Below are 16144 nucleotides of genomic sequence, written 5' to 3'. Positions count from 1 at the left end.
TTTAAGCAACCTTCTGTGATGCAATGATTTTCTTTTTAAGACTTCTGACTTCCGCGTGATCTGGATTCCAAAGAAGAACACGTTCAATTTCCAGCATCGCCTGATCCACCTGACCGGCACTGCACAGCAGGTTGATCAAAACCAGGGACATGTCTTCGTCTTCTTCCACACTTGCAAGATAACCCTGAAGAGCTTCGATGGCTTTTTGTAACTTACCATCACGCAAACCCCAGTTTGCCGCCAGATGAACGGCTGTACGATTTTGTGGATTGATATCGATTGCCGTTTCAATATTGGCCCAGGCCAGCTCCATATCACCGAACTGACTGTGTACCATGGCAAGACCAACCCAGGCTTTGTCATTCTCCGGATTGATTTCAACGGCTTTACGGAAGCAATAAAGGGACTTGTCATAGTCACCGCGCTGAACTTCCAAAGTACCAAAATTCACCAGCAGCACATCGGACTGCGGGTTCATGGTGTAGGCTTTATTATAGTATTCTTCCGCTCCGTCGAAGTCGCCCTGACGCACGAAAATGTTACCCATGTTTTTGTAGGTCTCAAACAAAGTGTCGGTTTCATCCGTCAGAACCGCCAAAGCTTCAAAGTACTTGTCCAAAGCTTCCTGATCGCGACCGGACTTATATAAAGACGTGGCATAACCGTGCAGGCTTTCAAAGCCATAGTCCACTTGTGCCAGAGTCTTTCTGACGATCAAAGCCTCGGAGCTGCGGGACATCTTGTCCAGGCAGTTTGCGAGCATGTTCAACGTTGCTGGGTTCTTGGAATCTTTATTGCTGGCTTCGCGCAACAGATTCATCGCCAAAGGGTATTCGCGATGTTTCATCAACACTTGGGCATGACGGATGAAGTTGGCTACACGAGGGTCCGTGATTCTTTCTTCTTTGACTTCCGGCACATCCGCGTCGAAATCGGCAATAGCCTGTTGCGGATCAAAATAAATTTTAGTGGCTTCCTGAACGAACTCAGGACCTGAATGGTCACCGGAAATTTCACTGGACTTTTGAACGATCTGATTTTCCAACATCTGTTGTGCTCTCCTCGCGAAGACTTGATGGAGCAACACAGATGCCAATGGGTCGTTTGTGATTTAATTGAATCTGAGGCAAGTTCAGCCAGTTGTTTGACTCTTTGGCCAAACTCGCCGTCATGTTTTTGTCAGGAAAATTTTTCCTAGACCTCTTCATCCAGACGCTGATTGAAGGTCTTGGTCTTGTAACCACCCACAGCCTTGCGGTTGCGGCGAACCTCCTGCAGTTCACGGATAATGGAGTTCTTGGCCATTTCAATGCAAGCCAACACCTGAATATCCTGCTCGATAATGCGGGCAACATATTCATCCTTGATGGACAAAGCCTCTTTCACCTCGCGGCGTTCGTTTTCGGCGATCACACTTTCAGCCCCGATTTCGGAGTGAGCCTTTTCAATCTGGGCATCCACGTATTTCAGGACATCCAGAATGCGGTCGCGGGTCTGATAGAAGTACTCCAGATTGTCAAACTGCCCTTGGGCGAAGTTTGCCAGTTCCACTTCATTCAGTGCATAGAACTTTTCGAGGTAATGATTCTTTTCGTTCAACAAGGTGATAATTCTGGTCATGTCCCCTCCACAGTGACTCATTCTTAGCCCGCTTTTTTGTCTGGTGAATTATTGGTTTCCTGCTTCAACTTTTCCACGGCCTGAACCCAGCCATCATACAGCGTGTTCAGAAGTTTCAAGTTTTCCTTCAATGGCTCAGGACTGCCTGTGATATTGGCTTTGGTGTATTGCTCCATCATGAACATATAAAGCTGTTCAAGCTGGTTCGCGACATCGCCACCGACTTTGTGATCCAGAGTGTTGTTAAGTTCCATAATGATATCGAAGGCGCGCCCGATATTCATACCGCGGTCCGCGATCTTCTTTTCCTCAGCGGCCTTGATCGCCAGCTTCGTGAATTTAATGGCACCTTCGTACAGCATCAGCAGGATTTTTTCGCGGCTGGCGCTTTGTACCGAAGTCGTTTTGTACTTCTGATATGCATTTTTATTCATAGACCCCTCACTCCATCCTTCACTTATTCAACGTTCTTATGCCTTGGGTGCCATCGCTGCGAAGCGTGCCTGCTGCGCATTGAGGTCCGACATCTTCTGTTCCAGATCCGCGAATTTGCGTCGCAGACTGTCTTCTTTTCTTTCCAACTGGCGTTCTTTCGTTTCAATTCGGTTGTTCACCTGCTTGATACGATCCTCCAGACCACGCTTACGGTTGGAGATGGTGCCGAACTGCCCGTTCACCAGATTCCCGATCTCACGCTTGACGGTGGCCACAAAGCCGGTGTTAAACCCGTCACCGCGCAGGAACGCCGCCACACCCTGTGGGTTGGCCTGCAGCACCTTGTTGAACTTGTCTTGCGAGAAGTTCAAAGTACCGTTTCTGTTGAACTCAATCCCCAGCTCACCCACACGGCGAATTGGTGATTCCACACCCATCTGCGGATTCAAAATCACACGGCGCAGACTGTTTTCAATCGAACGCAGCATGCCGTCACCGCCCAATGGGCCCAGGGACGGATTCTTGCCGTTACCGGCCTGCAGCTTGCTCTGCTTCTGGATGAAATCCAAAGCGCCATTGTAAGCATCCACAAAGCTTTTAATCTTGCCGCTGATGACCTCGAGATTTTCTTTCACGGAAAGACGAATCTCGCGTCCCGGCGCAGCCGATTTAAAATCCAATGTCACGCCCGGCACCAAATCCGTGGATTTGTTGTCGGGAAGTTCAATCTCAAAGCCATCGACTTTGACCTTCGCGTTCTGCGCCTTGCGCGACTCTTCGAAGTACATGTCCTGATCCCCGTCCAGAAGATAGATCTTCGGGAAGGTCACCTGACTGTCGTTACCGGTGGAAAGACCCGACACCAAAAGTTTGAACGGGTTTTCCTGATCCTTGCGATCTTCCAGCACCTGGGCTTTCAATCCCACGTTGGCAGCGTTGATCTGTTTCATCACGCCTTCCAGGGTGGAGTTGGACCCGTTGATGTACACCTCTTTCGTCCCCTCGGGGGTTTGGAATTTGATGTAACCAACACCGATCTGAGTCTGATCCTTGTCCGGGAAGCCGTTGGACATGGCCGCAGGCTTTTGCGCCAACTGCACCACTTCCACAGAGTATTCACCCGGAATGGCCATTTGCGGGTCGACTTGGCCTTCCACTACATTGGGATCGCCACTTAGAAACTTTTTGTCGACAAAACCGCTGGAAGAAGTCAGTTCACCCAGATTCTTGGTGATATCATTCACCTTTGATTCCAGATCCTGCACAAGCTTGAGTTTGTCCTCTTGCTTGGCGCGACCAGCTTCCATTTGTTTCACGGGAATCCGCTCAGCATCCATCAGCTGCTCAACGATATTTGGTGGTAGCCCAGAGGCCATGCCGGTTATACGAATCCCTGCCATGAATTCATTGTGTCAAAATGATTCAGTGACCGTGAGTCAATTAAATGTCTCTAGGAAAGGCCAGTGGAGAGGCTTTCAGGTCTCTAATGAAAATAAACCCACAGGGATTTTGACAGGGTCCTGATTTGCTGGACCTCCTGCCGGGAATCTTATGCTCTTTTGAAATTAAAACTTAAGCCGAACGCTTAAGTAGCTGTCCTCGAGGAGAGTTATCCGACGGCAAAGTCCATAATTCCAATTCAGGAATTCGACGGATGATCGTGCCCAGATTGTCTTTCACAACAACAAAGCGTCCATCGCCTTCATCTTCAAGCTCCACAGTCCACTTGTGTTCTTTCATTGCAGGCAGACTGCGCAGATGATCCATGGCTTTTTCAAGCTGCTCTTCCGTCATCGGCTCGTGCTGTTGTTGCTGATTCTGATACTGCTCTTGCCCGTTAGCATCACGATCGTGTGTCGAATCGGACTGAATCGTCTTTCCGATCGAATCAACATGGCGAACTTCATTGTTCGGTATAATGTTGGAAATCAGTCCCTTGATATTCATGCCCAACTTATCGGCACATTCCCCCCTCCCCAAAAGGTGCCTGGTGACTTTTTACACCTACACCGCATCATAACCAGACAGAAGTCGTCCCAATATACGACTTCCCTCGACGAAGGAAAGGGTCCTAAACTATTCCAACGGATAGGAGCAAGCATGAAAAAAGCTCTGGCAAAGGAATTAACCTCACTTGTGAACTGGGCCGTGACGGAACTCGGACACGTTATCAAAGCAGAACTGGGCGCCCAGCAATTTCAACGAATTGAAAACATCCGTCGCTTTGTGAAATCCAAATCCGGAGGGCAGCTTGCGAGCTTGTTAAAGCTAAAGAGCGACATGGAAATTCTTTCGCCCCCGCAGCGCTTTGAAATTGCACATTCCTTTGCCCTGATGCTGGAACTGATCAACGCCTGCGAGTCCGCCTATCGCACTCATCGTCTGCTGGAGGAAAAGACCGCGCCGCTCAGTGAAGAAACCCACGCCTATGGACGTATCATCCACGTCCTGACGGCCCATCCAACAGAATCCCGCAACAGCGACATCATTTTCTACTTCCGCAAAATTCATCAGTTGCTTCTGCAGCGCCTGACCGCGGAAAGACATGATCAGACGCCAGAACTGCATGCGCTGCTTCGTATGGCCTGGCAGCTTCCCATGTCCAAGCAGCGAAAACCTTCGGTCATGGACGAGGCCGAGTACATTTATTCACTGATCCTGCAAGACGACATTATCGAAATCTATCTGCAACAACGCCATGCCCGGATTCCCTTTTACATCCGCACCTGGGTGGGTGGCGACAAGGACGGACACCCTGGCGTGAACGAAAAGACCATGCTGGGAAGTCTTGGCATGTCCAGGACCCGCCTGCACAACTGGGTGAAAACACAATTCGCCGCCTATCTTGCGGACCTGGCTCCGTTGTCCCGATCTGGGTTGCAGCAAAAAAATGACATTCGAAAACTGCAAAGACATGCTGTGGCTGTAAAAAGGAACCTGACAAGAACCCGTCGTATTTCCTCCGGCGATGCCACGCGGGTTCACGCCTTAAGCAAATCAGTCCATGACCTTGCGATGGAACAGCAGCGCATTTTTGGAGCGGAGTCCCCGACTCTGAATCGCATCCGCTATTTGCTGAAAATCTTCCCGGGCCTGGTGGTGCCGCTTGAAATTCGCGAGGACAGCAGCCTGGTGCACGAAGCTTTGGCCGATTCAAAATCCCGAATGAACATCAGCCGCATGCTAAAAACCCTGGCAAACCTAAGCCCCGAACACAGCCCGCGAAACTATGTGCGTGGCTTTATCTTAAGTCAGTGTGAATCGGCCAGGGACATCGAGGCGGGCATCCGGCTGAGCTCACGTCTGTTAAAGGGTCCCCGACTGCCAGTGGTGCCCTTGTTTGAAAGTTCGCATTCATTAAAAAATGGTACGGACATCATCAGCGCATTTCTTTCCGTGAAAAAGAACAAAGCACTAATCAAAAAACACTGGTCGTCTCAGTTGGAGGTGATGCTCGGGTATTCGGATTCAGCCAAGGAAAACGGCTCTTTCCCGTCACGCTTCCTGATCCAGTCGGCCATGCAGGGGCTTGAGTCCGTCATTGAAAAGCACGGACTGATCCCGATCTTCTTCCACGGATCCGGCGGCAGCATCGAACGCGGTGGCGGTTCGATTCAAGAGCAGACGGAGTGGTGGCCGCTCTCGGCTCTGAAGAATGTGAAGATGACGGTTCAAGGGGAAATGATCTATCGCAGTTACAATTCCCCGGCCATTTTGCAGCGACAACTTAATTTGCTGACTCAAAATCGCGATGCCCGCAAGCAGGCGCCGGCCACGCGTACCTCGGCCGTCAACCGCAAGGCCCTGCAGAGGCTGTCGGACTCTGTTCAGCAAAGCTATCAGCAGATTTTGCAACAGCCGGACTTTCTGGAGTTGATAGAAAAAGCAACGCCCTATTCTTTCATGAAGGACCTGCGCATGGGTTCACGTCCCTCCAAACGGCAAGGACCCGTACAACTCAAGAGCTTGCGCGCCATTCCGTGGGTTTTGTGCTGGACCCAAACCCGCGCCCTGTTCCCGACGTGGTGGGGCTTGGGAAGTCATTGGAAAAGTCTCACGGCTTCAGAGAAAAGCCGGTATCGCAAAGCCCTTAAAGAATCCGCGATGTTCCGCAGCTACATTAAGGCCGTGGGCTTTACCTTGGAAAAAATCGAGATGGACGTGTTCTTTATGTACTTGCGCTCTTCACGCTTAAGCAAAGATACGGTCTCTAAATACGAAAAAAGCTTCCGCAAAGAGTATGCGGAAGCTTCCAAGTGCATCCGGGAAATCACCCGGGAGAAAAGTCTTTTATGGTACCGCCCGTGGCTTGAAACCAGCATCGGTCTGCGCTCACCGCTGATTCATCCTTTGAATGTCCTGCAGCTTGTCGCCCTTGAAACCAAAGACATCAAGCTGCTGCGGGAAACGGTCACCGGTGTTGCCAGCGGGATGCTGACTACCGGTTAGTGATGGTGTCGCGAAGCTTGTTAACGTCGATGGCTTTCATGGCAAGGTCTGTGGCTTCGGCGTCAAGTTTCGCCGAATTTTCCAACAGACCTTCTTTAACCACGACAAGCTCTTCAGGGGTCAAACCGATCTTGTCGAACTTGCCCGCCGCCAGGGCTTCCTTGGCAAGATTCTGGAAGAATTCAGGATCATTCACCGTCGGGCTTAAGCTCTTCAGATAAGCCGTCAATCCGCCCACTTCTTTCAACTGCTCGCTGATCTCAGCATCCCCGGTCGTACTGCCACTGTTAAAGTCTTTCCCATTGTAGCCCCAACGCATGTACGGAGTAATGTAGTCCTCCACCACATCGGCAATTGTCAAAAGAGGATTTTTCTTGTCGCTTTTATAAAGGAGTTCTGCAATCTCCAATGACGGATTGAAGGTAACCTGAACATAGGCTTTGTGCTCGATCTTGTACCCGGCCTTCTTCATGTACTCCAAAGAAGAAATGGTGCCATTCAAACTGTCCTTCGCACTGCTGAGAATCTTTTCGCGCTCTGCAAAGAAGACATTGCGGTACTTGTCCTGACGATCACAACCAACGATAGTTCTTCCGCCAGTTCCCGCTTCCAGAATATGTTCGTCCGAACAATACATGCCTTTGCTTTTCACGGACTCGATGCCCTTATAAGCCCAGTCGATGGCTTTTTGGTCATAAGGCATGATCTTGTCTTTGATGAAGGCTCCGGAAGCCAAGGACGCGGCATTGTCCGTATAGTCCATCACAGTGGTAACAACAGCCTTTTCAACAACAAGATTTCCCTTCGCTCGCTGCTCCAGCGTTTCCTTGATCTCTTCGTCCGTGTGCTCGACGGAAGAACTGCCTGCGAAGTTATGGCGAAGCCCCAGAACGTGACCCATTTCATGGGCTATCACCGCACGCACATTATCTTCCTGATCCGGCTGATTCATATCGACTCTCATCCCGCACAGATCGCCATGTTTGAACGAGAACAGATCGTTCTGTCCACCGCCGGTCATGTCTTCTTTTTTGGTGAAAGAGGACGTCATATAAACAAAGCCCCGGAAGGCCTCACCCGTCAGAGGATCCACCTGGGTATTGGCGTAAGCACCAAACCCGTTATCCCAGTGAATCCAGCGAATCACGATTGACCGGTCTGTTTGCGGATCGGAATCCTTGTAACCGGTTTCAATCTTCAGAACGTCACGCCCCAGAACGCGGTTCCAGTATGTCACGCCCTCTCTGACTGCTGCCTCCATTTTTTTCGGAACGTTGGCGTCGATCAATACGCGGATGTCACCGGCTTTTTCGTCGGTGTTCCAGCGGATGATCTGGGTTTTCATGTTGTCTTCACCCTTCTTGAAGGTGTTATTGACGAAGAACCCAAAACGATTCTGCGCATCCATGGGCTTGGACTTAAACTCATCGTTCTGCACGTAAGGTTTGATCTCGAAGAAAAGAGTTTTGCTGGTTTCAAACTTTTCAGGCTTTTTCATCCCGATCTGTTTCAGCTTTTCTTCGGCTTCCTTGTTTGCTTCGCCCGCTTCACGGGACTTTTCGACAACACGGATCACCTGCTTCATAAAGATCGAGTTGTTACGCAGGGACAAAGAACTCACGTAAGAATCCTTGATATCCAGATGAGATTCCAGCTTGCGTTCGCCACGTTCGATCACGTCGGAATACGTGTACGGCAGAACGATTTCCATCGATTCCTGCAAATTCATGGACAGGAAGCCCTGCCCCATGTCGAACACCACCTGGTCGGCAGTTTCATCGACAATTGCAAAACTCTGGATCAGTTGGTCAGCGGTGACAGTCTCGACGACGTCTTTGACGGTCTGATTGAAAATCGCAATGCGATCTCCGTTTCTTTCAAAAGAAATCAACTGAGGGCGGAAGAAACTGGGCGCAGCGGACCGGGACGACTCGATAACCGTCGGAACCAGCATGAACAGCTTTCCTAAAGAGGACTTTTCAAAGGTCACATGATTTTTACTGACCTTGGCAGACGCCTCGATTTTCCCGGGAGGCAGAGAGTCTTTGACGATGATTTTTTCTGTCTCTTTACTACAGGCTACCAGCATGGACGAGCAAAGAAGCATGGCAAATGTTGAACGGCTCCAGGACAGCATACGTACTCCCAAATCGCTTTAAACCGTCTGCCGCCGTCAAAAAACGAGACAGCGGACCCAAAAAAGGGCCAAGCCGGACACCATATCCAACTTAAGCGGCTTAAACTTTCAGGAACTACAGCAAAGCAAGAACTGCTCCACTGCTTGGATTGACAGGCGAAACGCAAAAAACCCCGAGAACCGAGGCAACCGTATGATCCTAATTATGTTGCGAGGAATCCCAACCCCTTAAGTACCCCAGGAAGACCCATGTCTTCCTGGGTAGGTTGGTACCGAGAGGAAACGGAGGTATCCTCTCAGGTCAAATCCTTATAAAACAATTCTGATATTAACCAATCAATCTTAGTGCAGAGTTTGGCATCGCGTTGGCTTGAGACAACACAGATGTATTCGCCTGCAAAAGAACCTGGTTACGAGTCGTCTCTGCAGTTGCTGCTGCTACGTCTGTATCGCGGATACGAGAGTTAGCAGAAGAGATGTTCTCGTGTTGCACACCCAAGTTGTCAACTGTGGACTGCAATCTGTTCTGAAGGGCACCGAGATTTGCGCGGTAACCATTCACTTGAGACTGAGCCGTGTCGATCGCTGCAAGTGCGTCTTGTGCGCCCGTTTTGGAAGAGAAGTCGAAACCATCAATTCCCAAAGAGGACGTTGTTGCATTCGTTTCACCGGCGTTGAAGGAGATTCTATCTGCTTCAGGGTCATTGTTGATACCTACCTGGAAGTCGAACGAGTCGCCGGAACCATCCAGAAGTTTTGTTGTACCGAATCTAGTAGTCTGAGTGATACGTTGTGCCTCAGATTTAAGTTGCTGAACCTCTTTATCAAGGAAGCCACGCTCTGTATCACCGATAGTGTCAGAAGATGCCTGTACACCCAGTTCTCTCATACGAGTCAGGATGTTGGAGATCTCAGACAAACCACCCTCTGCAGTTTGAACCATGGAGATACCATCGTTCGCATTTCGGGAAGCCTGGCCCAGAGAGCGAATTTGTGATTTCAAGTTTTCACTGATCGCCAAACCTGCTGCATCGTCCGCCGCTTTATTGATGCGGGAGCCGGATGCAAGTTGTGACATTGATTTGCCGATTTCACGCTGAGAGTTCACCATTGTTCTCTGTGCGTTGATAGCGGATACGTTCGTAGAAATTCTCATTCCCATTTGGGACCTCCATTAATTCGGCCGCCTTATACCTACTTAGGCTGACCAAGTTGTACACGTTGTTGACTCAAACTTTTGTCTGGCTCTCTCAAGCGAATCTTCGTAAGGCAATCACTCCTTGCGGGTTCCTCGAGAGCTTCGACTTGGTTTGCGTCGTTGCTTCTGACATACCTTTCGGCGAGGTCTTGAAAGGCTTTAGTCGGGTCCTGTAGTTCTGGACCATGATCCAGTAAAACCTGGACTAACATCCTGAAAAACAGACCAAAACCCTGCCTTTTTCAATACCAAGGTCCAGTCCCAACAAACGTCTACCCCGACCAAAAGAAAGGTGCCTGGTGACTTTTTACACCTACACCGCATCAAAAAGTCAGAATCCGGATCTAAAACGAAGGTCTGAAAGGCTTTGATCTAGGAATTTCATTTGAATGACTACTTATGTATGGGAAGAAACAGATTCATTTGTCATACGGAATTGCCATATCACATCACTGCTAGATGCATTAATCGCGACTGGTTTTCTGTCGAGCCAGAGAATGTCTGGAGAGTGATGACCACGCATCTGCACTTCATACATCTGGCATTTGGAATTCGAATTCATGCATTTGTTTTGATGAGCAACCACTTCCATCTGATAGCTTCAGCACCCAATGGCAATTTAAGTGAAGCCATGCGCTTCTTCATGTCGGAATCCGGAAGAGACCTTCGGACATTCAGCGAGCGAATCAACGTCACCTACGGATCAAGGTTTCACCGAAGTCTGCTGTCGAACCAGCTCTACTATCAACATGCCTATAAATACTTATATAGAAATCCGGTCATGGCGGGGCTTTGCGAAAGAGTCGAAGACTATCGATACTCGACACTAAGAAGTCTTCTTGGATTGGAAAAGATGGAGGTTCCCGTATGTGATGACACTCACTGGGAAACCTGGGGCTCACGGTTTGCCACCTTGGAGTGGCTAAATACGGATCCCGGACACGAAGATTGGGAAAAGATTCAAAAAGGTCTAAGAAGAAGTGTTTTTAAAATCAGCCCCTATAAAAGTCGTCCATCCCATTTAGAAGTTGACGCGCTGTAGGTGTAAAAAATCACCAGGCACCTTCTAAAAATCCCTGGGGGCGGATGCCCCCAGGGTGGGCTTAAGACGAGGAGTATATGTGGGCGACCCCTCTTCCCGAGAGAAGCCTTATCCCAGAACAGGCTTCCCCCGACATTCCGTAATCGCGAATGTGAATCTTAAATGTTTACGCTGATATTAATTAGACCAACTTCATTGCAACTTGTGGCAACTGGTTGGCTTGAGCCAGAACCGACACCGCTGTATTTTGCAGAATACTTGCAGATGTCATTTCGGCCGTTTCTTTCGCCACGTCGGTGTCGCGGATTCGAGAGTTCGCCGCAGACAAGTTTTCATAGGACACGTCAAGGTTACTCACAGCGGACTCCATTCGCGACTGCATCGCACCGAAGTTCGCTCGCATACCCGAGACTTTTTCAATTGCCTGGTCGACCTGCTCCAGAGACGCACGCGCATCCCCCCTGTCCGCCATGGCAATCGAATCGATTCCCAAAGCCGAGGCCGTCGAGTCGGCATCAAATTCAAATTTAATAACGTTGTTCTCATCCGAGTAGGCACCCACCTGGAACTCCATCGCTCCGGCGGTTCCATCAAGCATTTTCTTCGTACCGAAGACCGTGGTCTTGGCAATACGATCCGCCTCTTGGATAAGTTGTTGGGTTTCTTTATTTAGGAACTCCCTCTCTGTGTCACTCACAGTATCGGAAGCGGCCTGTACGCCCAGCTCACGCAGACGCACCAGAATGTTGGAGACCTCATTCAAGCCCCCCTCACTGACCTGAACAAATGAGATGGCATTGTTGGCGTTGTTTCGCGCCTGACCGATACCTTTCAATTGTCCTTTGAAGTTCTCAGAAATCGCCAAGCCGGCGGCGTCGTCGGCCGCATTTACGATACGGCTACCAGAAGCCAATGCCTGTGCGGCATGCTCTGCGCGTTTCTGTTGTTTGGATAGCACGCGTTGTGCTGCGATAGATGCGGTGTTTGTTGCGATTCTTAAGCCCATAGAACCCCCCTTGGGATTAGAGATCCGAGCCGCTGGTTTTTGATGGAATCTAAAATGATCTAAGGTAGCACCACTTACCCTTTGAACACCCGAAATCCGCCTACGTCCCGTGATCTGTTTGTTTAAATTTTACTTTTCAAAAAACTTTTAAAATTTAATTCAAGGTTGGAGCCGCCCCTCTAAGAAACGGTGATTGGACGTTTCTTTCGAGGAGCTTTAGCTTCGAGAGGAGGTATCCTGATTTGATCTGGAGATCCTTTTTAGCTTGCCCAACGTGTACAACAAACTCTTCGGACCTAGGTCCAGAAAACTTTAGCCCAAGGTCCAGGATTTTTTTTGGTGGTTTTGCTAGTACTTGATTTTACTGGATATTAAGGACTCAAAAATTTTTGACCAAGGTCCAGTTGAAGCCAGACCAAGGGCTAAAAAACGATGTTTTATCGAAGACTTATGTTACACGCCAAAAACGCTACGGTGTTTTTCGCACAGCCAGAACGTTGATCCCAGCGGTGGTCGGCGAAGCCATCATCACGCGTTCGACATAGCTGTAAAGGGACTCTTTCTTCACACGTTTGTCGTCGTCACTGCCATCACGGGAAGCCCCATTGCTTGCGTGCACCATGTACAGCACACCCTTTTCGCGAATCAGAAAGCCCATGTGCGAAACATCCAGGCGCGTGCCGATGGCTTTGCGCAGATCCCAGTTCGGGCGCACCACATGGAAGATCGTTCCCGACGGAATCTTATCCATCAGCTCGGGGGTTTTCAGCAGATCCTCTTTGGCGATGTAAGGAAGCTGGCCCAGTTCCGGCTTGAAATCGCGGCTCATGCCCACGAAAGCCTCACCCTTTTTCGCAAACCACAGGTCTTTTTCAATCCACGTCTGAGACCACTTGGTCTTCGCCCCCGCGATGGAGCCAGTGATGTCTTTTACAAAACCATTTTCAATATTGTTGGGAATCCAGTCGACGCTCGGGAAATGATTGCGGGTCTCGTACGACACCACTGCTTTTTCATAGCGAATCTGATTCATACGCACACGGAACTGTTCAGGACTTGATGACAGCGACAACGCCAGCACTGTTTCCACAAACGTCGTGCAGTCAAAACCATCAAAGCGATAAAGCGGTCCATGGCTGATGTCGCCTTCCGGGCCCTCGCCCAACGGATCCACGATGTACGGGCTTTTTTCAGAAAGGAACTGCAGCGCAAAAGTCGACACACGGTCTTTGCCCTGCAATTGTGCGGATGAGGCGTAAAGGCTTTGCAGACGCTGCTCCGTCCCCGTTACTTCGGCCAACGCATAAGCCGGCATCATCCCCATCACCAGGGAGGAAACAAGTAGTGATTGAAGCAAAGAACGTTTCATAGTCACCTCATGAAAATCCAGCATTCCCCTACAAAGCAAAACGGGGGCTCAAAGAGCCCCCGTTTAATTCATTCTCACTGCAAAAAACTGTGTATCACTTTGACACAGCGACATTTAAAGCCGCTATTTCACGATCCCATCCATCCAAGCTTCCAATTCCGAAGCCCCCTGCCACTGGGCCATGTGAACATCCTGAGCCTTGCGCACAACCATAAAAGACACCCCCGCAGACGCAGGCTTCTGCGCGAGCAACCCAATCGCCGCCGCATACACTGACGGGGATTCCGACGGCAGCACATGCCCTGCATTCGCCACCACGATCACCCGCACCGGCTTTCCCGAGCGCAAATAATTTTTCAACGCCAGAATCTGATTTTTCAGGCGTTCGGAATTCTCTTCCCCCGCCAGAATAAAATCACGAGTCACCGCGTTCGCTTTATAGTCCACTTTCGTCAGATCAAAATCTTCTGCTGCGCGGGCAATCGTCACATATCCGGCTTTAATATCCCCCGCGCGCGGATTTGCCCCATAATAGCCCGGATCACTGGAAAGGTTCGCATCCACAACCGCACCCCAGTGCTTGATGTAAGCCTGATCACGGAACTGACGAATCCAGAACGGAGCCATCAGCGGATTCAGCTTCAACCAGCCCTCCCACAGCTCGGCGTTCTTCGCAGCATCAGGATTGGTTTCAGTGGGAATTCCCAAAGGGACTGTTTCAATCACATGTGGGAATTTTTTGGGACTCAGGAACGCACCCACAGTCGAAGTGTATGACAGCGTCACCGGAACGGCGTCTTTGATTTTCAAAACCGCAACAAGCTGTTCAATGTCAGAAGAAAAATCCGCAGAGCGAATGGTCGAGTCATACAGAAAGTACGGCGTTTCACTGGCAGAAAGACCTTCGATGGAAAGAGGATGCGCCGGCAATGAAGGCAGCAAAAGATTCCACCCTTGTTCTGCCAGCAGTTGCACTGAACGATCGCCCGCACTGAGTGCGCGGTTCACCCCGGGAAGTAAAATCAATGTCGAAGAGTTTTTGTTGGTTTGGATGTGCTCATAGGCAATCACCTTGCCGGTTCCCAAACGAAGATGCTGAACCTTTGCCGCGGCTGTCAGTGATACCAGAAGAACTGAAATGAACAGTGCGATTGTTTTCATGAAGCTGGAAGTAACAAAGGCTCTGGGCCTTGGCAACAGCTAAAAAGTAGAGCTTTTGACCTACTTTTCCTGTTCTTCCAGAATGGTTTTTTTTAGTCCTGGGAATCCCCGGCGTTCTCGTGCACTGGCCGCTTCTTCGCCGCGAACGACACGATATTCAATGCGATTTTTGGGATCTCCGAAACCAAGGCGCGCCATGGTGTTTTTCTTGTTACGGTGATCCATAAAGCCCGTGAAAAAATCAAAACGGCCGGCACCTTTGACGCCGCCCCCGGCATCGCGAATCACGATATAGCCATCATGAACTTCACCATTGGGCATCTTTGCATCCACCAAACGTGGAATGTAAAGAACATCACCCAGCTTATAGATTTTCAAATCCGCTGCGGCCGAGAAGTAAGGATCCAGACACGCATTGCTCACTCCATATCCGAACGGACACGTCTTGGTGTCGGTCACTATAAAGCGAGCCACGCCGTCTTTGGTTGAATGATAGTTGTAAGAGGTCGACACTCCATCATCCTCAATCAGACAAGAACCCTGCAGCAGGCACTGGGCATAGTCAGAATCACAAAGCGTGGTCAGAATACGTCCGTCAGGGGAAAGCAGGTCGCGCAATGAAGCCGAAGAGCATTTGTTTTTATCAAGCTGAATTGTGGGCTTGTAGTAAATGGTGGGGATCAATCCGGAACCGTCGCTGGATTTTGAAGCCGCACAGGCATTCAATAAAACAACAGCGGCAAGAAGAGCAAAAATCTGACTGAATACTTTCATCTTTTGACCCTCCTTCATTCCCGCTATTTATAGCAAACTTCAGAGGGGTTTTCCGGCCTGACCGGAAAAATACAGCGTGTGCATGTAAGGCTTACACTGATGGCAAAAGTTTAATCAACGCGCAGCAGGTACTTCAGCAGATAATCATCCACCATGCGCTGATAGTTGACCTTTTCAAGGGCCTTTTTAAGCTTAGCCGCCTTATCACGATTGTGAGTGTTAAAGGCGAAGAACAAGTCCTTGTCCTCCAAGATACGCTGGTTCACTGAAACCCGTCCCGCATACTGTGGATGAGTTTTCAATATCAGATAGCGGGCGTTGTTGATGTCCATCAGCGCACCGTCAATCTGCCCCAAAGCCACCCGGCGCACATTCGTGTCATCGCTCAGGACAGACTCCACGGTCAGCACTTTCTCTTTTACCAGTCGATTGAACTCGGCCGTGTTGCTGTACCCATCAGTGATCCCAAGCTTTTTTCCCTTCAGATCCGGCAGCTTTGCCCAGACCAGGGGCTTGCTTCTTTGCTGAATAAATCCCAGCGGAGATTTAAACAAGGGCTCGGAACGAGTAAAGCCGGGCAACACATCCTTCCAAGAAGGAAAATAGCCAACCACATCCGGCTGTTCAGCATTCTTTTGAGTTTGAGTCCAAGGGTGAAAGACAAATTCGACGCTAATGCCGGCTTTGTTGAGAGTGTCTTTCAAAGCCTTTGCCGCCGCTCCATTTTCGGGACAGCGAGAGCAGGTAAAAGGAGGCCATTCCAGTGTCATCACCACCCAACGTTCCGCATAGGACCGCGAGCTCGTGAGCAGCAGCACCGCCGTCAGAAAGATCGCCTTGATTACATTCATTTAACCTCTACTCCCAAGCCTAGTTTCGCACTTGTATTTCACTCGCTGATTGAACTAGGAACACGTATACGATATCACTAAAAATGCATAGGCTAATCAATA

Annotated in this window: 14 protein-coding genes; 2 read left to right on the top strand and 12 right to left on the bottom strand. The window is 49.7% G+C overall.

Annotation, left to right across the window (positions count from 1 at the left end; all coding sequences use genetic code 11):
• Position 1: 1 nt before the first annotated feature.
• The 5 genes from ACZ520_RS02805 to ACZ520_RS02785 form a co-directional block, all read right to left on the bottom strand.
• A complete protein-coding gene (locus tag ACZ520_RS02805) occupies positions 2–1048 on the bottom strand; it encodes a tetratricopeptide repeat protein (RefSeq protein WP_464127441.1) in 1047 nt (348 codons plus the stop codon).
• A 146-nt stretch (positions 1049–1194) separates the two neighbouring features.
• A complete protein-coding gene (locus ACZ520_RS02800; protein ID WP_088566272.1) occupies positions 1195–1620 on the bottom strand; it encodes a hypothetical protein in 426 nt (141 codons plus the stop codon).
• A gap of 23 nt (positions 1621–1643) precedes the next feature.
• Entirely contained in the window at positions 1644–2054 is a 411-nt protein-coding gene (gene fliS / locus ACZ520_RS02795; protein ID WP_011163179.1) for a flagellar export chaperone FliS, read from the bottom strand.
• 36 nt (positions 2055–2090) lie between these two features.
• Positions 2091–3431 (bottom strand): flagellar filament capping protein FliD, encoded by a 1341-nt coding sequence (gene fliD / locus ACZ520_RS02790; protein WP_464127438.1) that lies wholly within the window; start codon positions 3429–3431, stop codon positions 2091–2093.
• Positions 3432–3627: 196 nt separating this feature from the next.
• Positions 3628–4002 (bottom strand): flagellar protein FlaG, encoded by a 375-nt coding sequence (locus tag ACZ520_RS02785; protein WP_464127436.1) that lies wholly within the window; start codon positions 4000–4002, stop codon positions 3628–3630.
• A 153-nt stretch (positions 4003–4155) separates the two neighbouring features.
• On the opposite strand from ACZ520_RS02785, the gene ACZ520_RS02780 reads away from it, so the two are divergent.
• Positions 4156–6504, top strand: coding sequence for a phosphoenolpyruvate carboxylase (locus tag ACZ520_RS02780; RefSeq protein WP_464127434.1), 2349 nt, complete (start codon positions 4156–4158; stop codon positions 6502–6504).
• Here the strand turns inward: ACZ520_RS02780 and ACZ520_RS02775 are convergent.
• Both ACZ520_RS02775 and ACZ520_RS02770 read right to left on the bottom strand, forming a co-directional pair.
• Positions 6494–8641 (bottom strand): zinc-dependent metalloprotease, encoded by a 2148-nt coding sequence (locus tag ACZ520_RS02775; RefSeq protein ID WP_464127432.1) that lies wholly within the window; start codon positions 8639–8641, stop codon positions 6494–6496. The genes ACZ520_RS02780 and ACZ520_RS02775 overlap by 11 nt on opposite strands.
• A 328-nt stretch (positions 8642–8969) precedes the next feature.
• Positions 8970–9803, bottom strand: a complete 834-nt coding sequence (locus ACZ520_RS02770) for a flagellin N-terminal helical domain-containing protein (RefSeq protein ID WP_088566276.1) — start codon at positions 9801–9803, stop codon at positions 8970–8972.
• A 439-nt stretch (positions 9804–10242) separates the two neighbouring features.
• Here ACZ520_RS02770 and ACZ520_RS02765 point away from each other — a divergent pair, with 439 nt between their 5' ends.
• Complete coding sequence (locus ACZ520_RS02765; protein WP_088566278.1) at positions 10243–10881, top strand: transposase; 639 nt, start codon at positions 10243–10245, stop codon at positions 10879–10881.
• A gap of 181 nt (positions 10882–11062) precedes the next feature.
• Here ACZ520_RS02765 and ACZ520_RS02760 read toward each other — a convergent pair whose 3' ends face one another.
• From ACZ520_RS02760 to ACZ520_RS02740, 5 genes are all read right to left on the bottom strand, one after another.
• Positions 11063–11887, bottom strand: coding sequence for a flagellin N-terminal helical domain-containing protein (locus ACZ520_RS02760; RefSeq protein ID WP_088566279.1), 825 nt, complete (start codon positions 11885–11887; stop codon positions 11063–11065).
• Positions 11888–12356: 469 nt separating this feature from the next.
• Positions 12357–13256, bottom strand: coding sequence for an N-acetylmuramoyl-L-alanine amidase-like domain-containing protein (locus tag ACZ520_RS02755; protein ID WP_464127429.1), 900 nt, complete (start codon positions 13254–13256; stop codon positions 12357–12359).
• Between the two features lie 123 nt (positions 13257–13379).
• Positions 13380–14417 (bottom strand): alpha/beta hydrolase, encoded by a 1038-nt coding sequence (locus ACZ520_RS02750; protein ID WP_464127427.1) that lies wholly within the window; start codon positions 14415–14417, stop codon positions 13380–13382.
• A 60-nt stretch (positions 14418–14477) separates the two neighbouring features.
• Positions 14478–15191, bottom strand: coding sequence for a 3D domain-containing protein (locus ACZ520_RS02745; protein WP_464127425.1), 714 nt, complete (start codon positions 15189–15191; stop codon positions 14478–14480).
• Between the two features lie 110 nt (positions 15192–15301).
• Positions 15302–16042 carry a substrate-binding periplasmic protein gene (locus ACZ520_RS02740; RefSeq protein WP_374034818.1) on the bottom strand — a complete coding sequence of 247 codons (741 nt, stop codon included), beginning with the start codon at positions 16040–16042 and terminating at the stop codon, positions 15302–15304.
• Positions 16043–16144: the final 102 nt, after the last annotated feature.

This window comes from Bdellovibrio sp. BIS2, assembly GCF_055398295.1.
The sequence above is the reverse complement of the archived record's forward strand: the minus strand, read 5'-3'. Positions and strand labels throughout refer to the sequence as shown.

What these genes read in the sequence shown, in the direction of transcription:
- ACZ520_RS02800 (WP_088566272.1), bottom strand. Translation starts at nt 1,620, where the DNA reads ATGACCAGAATTATCACCTTGTTGAACGAAAAGAATCATTACCTCGAA.
- ACZ520_RS02780 (WP_464127434.1), top strand. Translation starts at nt 4,156, where the DNA reads ATGAAAAAAGCTCTGGCAAAGGAATTAACCTCACTTGTGAACTGGGCC.
- ACZ520_RS02760 (WP_088566279.1), bottom strand. Translation starts at nt 11,887, where the DNA reads ATGGGCTTAAGAATCGCAACAAACACCGCATCTATCGCAGCACAACGC.
- ACZ520_RS02755 (WP_464127429.1), bottom strand. Translation starts at nt 13,256, where the DNA reads ATGAAACGTTCTTTGCTTCAATCACTACTTGTTTCCTCCCTGGTGATG.
- ACZ520_RS02785 (WP_464127436.1), bottom strand. Translation starts at nt 4,002, where the DNA reads ATGAATATCAAGGGACTGATTTCCAACATTATACCGAACAATGAAGTT.
- ACZ520_RS02770 (WP_088566276.1), bottom strand. Translation starts at nt 9,803, where the DNA reads ATGGGAATGAGAATTTCTACGAACGTATCCGCTATCAACGCACAGAGA.
- ACZ520_RS02745 (WP_464127425.1), bottom strand. Translation starts at nt 15,191, where the DNA reads ATGAAAGTATTCAGTCAGATTTTTGCTCTTCTTGCCGCTGTTGTTTTA.
- ACZ520_RS02740 (WP_374034818.1), bottom strand. Translation starts at nt 16,042, where the DNA reads ATGAATGTAATCAAGGCGATCTTTCTGACGGCGGTGCTGCTGCTCACG.
- fliD (WP_464127438.1), bottom strand. Translation starts at nt 3,431, where the DNA reads ATGGCCTCTGGGCTACCACCAAATATCGTTGAGCAGCTGATGGATGCT.
- fliS (WP_011163179.1), bottom strand. Translation starts at nt 2,054, where the DNA reads ATGAATAAAAATGCATATCAGAAGTACAAAACGACTTCGGTACAAAGC.
- ACZ520_RS02775 (WP_464127432.1), bottom strand. Translation starts at nt 8,641, where the DNA reads ATGCTGTCCTGGAGCCGTTCAACATTTGCCATGCTTCTTTGCTCGTCC.
- ACZ520_RS02750 (WP_464127427.1), bottom strand. Translation starts at nt 14,417, where the DNA reads ATGAAAACAATCGCACTGTTCATTTCAGTTCTTCTGGTATCACTGACA.
- ACZ520_RS02765 (WP_088566278.1), top strand. Translation starts at nt 10,243, where the DNA reads ATGGGAAGAAACAGATTCATTTGTCATACGGAATTGCCATATCACATC.
- ACZ520_RS02805 (WP_464127441.1), bottom strand. Translation starts at nt 1,048, where the DNA reads ATGTTGGAAAATCAGATCGTTCAAAAGTCCAGTGAAATTTCCGGTGAC.